5 protein-coding genes are annotated in these 3,417 nt (G+C 55.5%); 2 read left to right on the forward strand and 3 right to left on the reverse strand.

The window, feature by feature from the left end:
• Positions 1 to 595 precede the first annotated feature (595 nt).
• Complete coding sequence (locus tag C451_RS02620) at positions 596 to 892, forward strand: hypothetical protein (protein ID WP_007737389.1); 297 nt, start codon at positions 596 to 598, stop codon at positions 890 to 892.
• Between the two features lie 107 nt (positions 893 to 999).
• Here C451_RS02620 and C451_RS02625 read toward each other — a convergent pair whose 3' ends face one another.
• Positions 1,000 to 1,269, reverse strand: coding sequence for a PhiH1 repressor-like protein (locus C451_RS02625; protein WP_007737391.1), 270 nt, complete (start codon positions 1,267 to 1,269; stop codon positions 1,000 to 1,002).
• Between the two features lie 130 nt (positions 1,270 to 1,399).
• Here C451_RS02625 and C451_RS02630 point away from each other — a divergent pair, with 130 nt between their 5' ends.
• Complete coding sequence (locus C451_RS02630) at positions 1,400 to 1,828, forward strand: DUF7344 domain-containing protein (protein ID WP_007737393.1); 429 nt, start codon at positions 1,400 to 1,402, stop codon at positions 1,826 to 1,828.
• An 80-nt stretch (positions 1,829 to 1,908) separates the two neighbouring features.
• On the opposite strand, the gene C451_RS02635 is transcribed toward C451_RS02630, so the two are convergent.
• Entirely contained in the window at positions 1,909 to 2,607 is a 699-nt protein-coding gene (locus tag C451_RS02635; protein ID WP_007737395.1) for a M48 family metallopeptidase, read from the reverse strand.
• A complete protein-coding gene (locus C451_RS02640; RefSeq protein WP_007737397.1) occupies positions 2,604 to 2,969 on the reverse strand; it encodes a hypothetical protein in 366 nt (121 codons plus the stop codon). Before C451_RS02640 ends, C451_RS02635 begins: the two co-directional genes overlap by 4 nt.
• Positions 2,970 to 3,417: the final 448 nt, after the last annotated feature.

The following is a 3,417-nucleotide window of genomic DNA, read 5'->3' on the forward strand; positions in this document are numbered from 1 at the left end:
GTGAAGTCGTCCTGATGTGTCTCGTCTACAACATCAAGCGACTCATCAAACCGTGAATTCCACTGCCTTATAGCGATTCAATGGAGCCCATTTTTCGCCTTCCCCCATCGCCACACTATTGACCGCGACTGGCTGTAGCGTGTTTCATATGATCTACGCTACTCGCTATTGGTTGATGTACCCTCCAGGAAACGGACGATTGCAACCGGTCATTCCATTCGATTGTACCCAGTAGACACGATTCGTGCTGCGATGCTATCTATTCGATCCTCTCGAAATAAGGAAGCACTCGTGAGAGATCGAGAGTTAATCACAGGAATACGAACAGGGGCCGTATCCGTATTTTTATTACTAGCCATGAGCAATGAATAGACAGAGGAGGCCGGTCCCACGAGGGCGGACAACTATGGAAACGCCCGGGTGCATGAACACCCGGACTGGTCTTCTCAGGACGAAGACCAATGCAAGCTACGACCGCACGCGGGCTTGAAGCCACCGGCTCGCGTTCCGAGCGTATCGATCACGAATCGACTTACCATAGCACTGGATACAGAGCTCACACAGCTGCCGATCCGATCTTCGGAGGGCTGCAAGCATGACCAATCGAGATGAGGATGGATATGCAGTGGTGTATCCCAACGAGGACGCAGAGTGGACTGCTGCAGACGTCCTCGGCGAACTCATGGCGGGAACGTATGCCCACGGCGCATGGGTACAGATCCACGGTGTTGACTTGCGCCTCGCCGGGAGTTCTCACACTCAAAACGTCTGGTATGTGCACCCGCCGGATGGTAACGAACCCGTCGAAGCATTGAACCTCAGCGCGTTCCGGACCGCTAGCGCGCTTGAAAACTACCTCAAACAGTTCGATCCATCGACCTCGCCTGCTTGAGACCAGTGATGTCTGGATGAGAGCCACCGCTGCGACGATTCAGTGATCAGTTCGCAGCGGCCTCCATCAGTTCAGGGTTCTCTGAAAGCAATCCCAGAAATACTCAATCAGGATTCTTCGTCGTCGACCTCCAACTCGTCGGGATCGATCTCACCGGAGAGATAGCGTTCGCCGATGTCGGTGAGGCGGTAGTTGGAGCTGTCAATGCGCTGAATGAGTCCAGCTTCGGCAAGCCGCCGGCAGCGCCGGGAGATGTAGTTCGGATTGTAATCGATATTGACGGCGATGACGCTCGCCGAGGCGACGATCTCCTTGTCGTCGAGGAACTCCAGGGTGCGATCGTCGGAGCGGGTCATCCAGTCGATGCGCGGGCGCATTCACGAGCGTACTCGCTCGAACAGTTCTTAGATGGCGCGATACTGTTTCTATGAGTACAATATACTGTACTTCAAGTACGGTATTCAATAGACAAGACTAAGACTGTAGCCCGAACAACTCGCTACTCACATGACGATCGACCTCCCAGAGACGCCGGCAGAACTGCTTCGATTCTTCCTTCATCCCGTGACTGAAGGTGATTTGAACGAGTACTACCACTTGCTGTCGAATAGACGACGTCGGCTCGTTATTGCCCGTGTGTTCGTTCTGGATCCGGGCGGATCTATCGAAGTCAAGCCACTCGCCCGCCAGATCGCTGGTGTTGAGGCAGGAACGGATCCCGGAGCCGTCCCGGGCTCTAAGTATGACGCCGTCTATAACGGGTTGATCCAGTCGCACCTGTCGGCGCTCGCCAATGCAGGGATCATCGTCTACGAGCCTGACCGCAAGCGTGTCCGGCGCGGGCCAGCGATCCACGCGGCGGTTGTCATGCTGGCAGCCACAATCATGATCTTGCGTTTTCTCGGGCTTCAAACTCGGGATGAATCAAGCAGATAATCTCCCGCTCCATCTGAACGATGGTGTATCGCAGGCATCCTGGATTTGGCTTCTCGTGATGCTGAGCGTCTGCGTGTCTCTCACTCGAGGCCACCCTGATCATAGTCGTCCTCCTCAGCGGAATCCTTGAGATGGTCAATACGCTCGGCAAATGATGGGTAGGTTGCTAGCAATCCAGCAAACCTGCTCTGTTGCCGGCCGGACTTCGTCTTCTTGAGATAGTTCAACGCGTCAATCATCGAGTCGTAGCCCACCTGCCTCCCAGCGTACGCGTCGGCGAAATATTCTGTCTGGCGCTCGATCCAACACACGAACAGTACATACAGAGGGAGGGCTCCCATCCCACCCACAAGCGCGTACGGTACACCGCTCGCGATAGCGAGGGGCCACCCGATGAGTGCAACAGCCAGTAGTACGACCCGCAGTAGTGGATGCCAGCCTCGATGGTGGGCAACCTCATGAGCCATGACCGCTCTGTTGGCCGACTCGGAAAGCGACGCGAGCAGTTGGTCGAATACGAATACATACTGATATCCGGGAACGATGCCCAGCGCACGTGCTCGCACCGAAACAGTGTCTGGGGAACGTTCCGTAATCCGCAGACGTATGCGATGGGCACCGTCGATGCCGCTTGTCAGTCGTTCGCGTTTCGTCCCCGTCGGCTTCCGGGTGCTCTTTCGGCGATCAACGACAAGTGGACGGATCGCAGTAAGCACAGTGGCCACGACGATGAAGCCGATAGCTGCGAGCGTGAGGAGCCACGAGAGATCCGGAATCACGGATTGTTGACACCGATCTTCGGGACTCTCTGTTGCTCATACCGGGCTGGGAGCGTCATCGCTTGGTTTGTTGGTGGATACGCGTCGATGGAGACGGTAGCAAACGGATCTCGATCGGATGGTTTCTTCAGAGCGTTCGTCTGGGGATAGGTATCGACACATCCTCCGATATCGATCACGGTTTCAGCGAACTGGATCCCGATTTCGATGACCTGTGGGGCGTCTTCCTGGGCGATTCGATCGGCCTCCGGCAGTTCACCCCTGGCGAGTTCAGCACGTTCATCGAGCGTTCGAACGACAGTATTGATCGCCTTGGACTGTCGTACATCCAGAGACTCGTTGTCAAGGTCGAATGCAGCCATGCGGCTTCCTGTCCATCCTCTCACGGTATAGATATGAACTGCCTACACGTGAGAGACTGTTTGCAGTTCTTCTGTTCTCTGTTCCCTTTTCTCGTGAGGTGGAGGTTGTACACAGTTCGTTCAGCGAGGACTGGGGAGTTTCTCGGCTTCGGGGAAGGGACGAAAACATGACTCTCAAGCCTCAGTGACGGTCTTCGGGACGTGACTTGTTCGCGGGCTCTGCGGTTGGTTGAGTCACGTTACACCAGAGTGGTCAGCGCGTAACCGGCGTTTCGTCAGTAGCTCGGCTTTCAGGTTCGTCGTGAATCCCGATCTCGGTCTTGAGTCGTCCTTCCGGGTAGTAGTGGATAGAGAGGGTGAGTCGCTCTTGTGTAGATTAGCGGAATACGTTGACGGCGACGCAATCGACAAGGCTGTGGATGGGTGCTTGAACAAGATTCAGGGAGCG

The organism is Halococcus thailandensis JCM 13552 (assembly GCF_000336715.1).
GTDB lineage: Archaea > Halobacteriota > Halobacteria > Halobacteriales > Halococcaceae > Halococcus > Halococcus thailandensis.

What these genes read in the sequence shown, in the direction of transcription:
- C451_RS02630 (WP_007737393.1), top strand. Translation starts at nt 1,400, where the DNA reads ATGACGATCGACCTCCCAGAGACGCCGGCAGAACTGCTTCGATTCTTC.
- C451_RS02620 (WP_007737389.1), top strand. Translation starts at nt 596, where the DNA reads ATGACCAATCGAGATGAGGATGGATATGCAGTGGTGTATCCCAACGAG.
- C451_RS02625 (WP_007737391.1), bottom strand. Translation starts at nt 1,269, where the DNA reads ATGCGCCCGCGCATCGACTGGATGACCCGCTCCGACGATCGCACCCTG.
- C451_RS02640 (WP_007737397.1), bottom strand. Translation starts at nt 2,969, where the DNA reads ATGGCTGCATTCGACCTTGACAACGAGTCTCTGGATGTACGACAGTCC.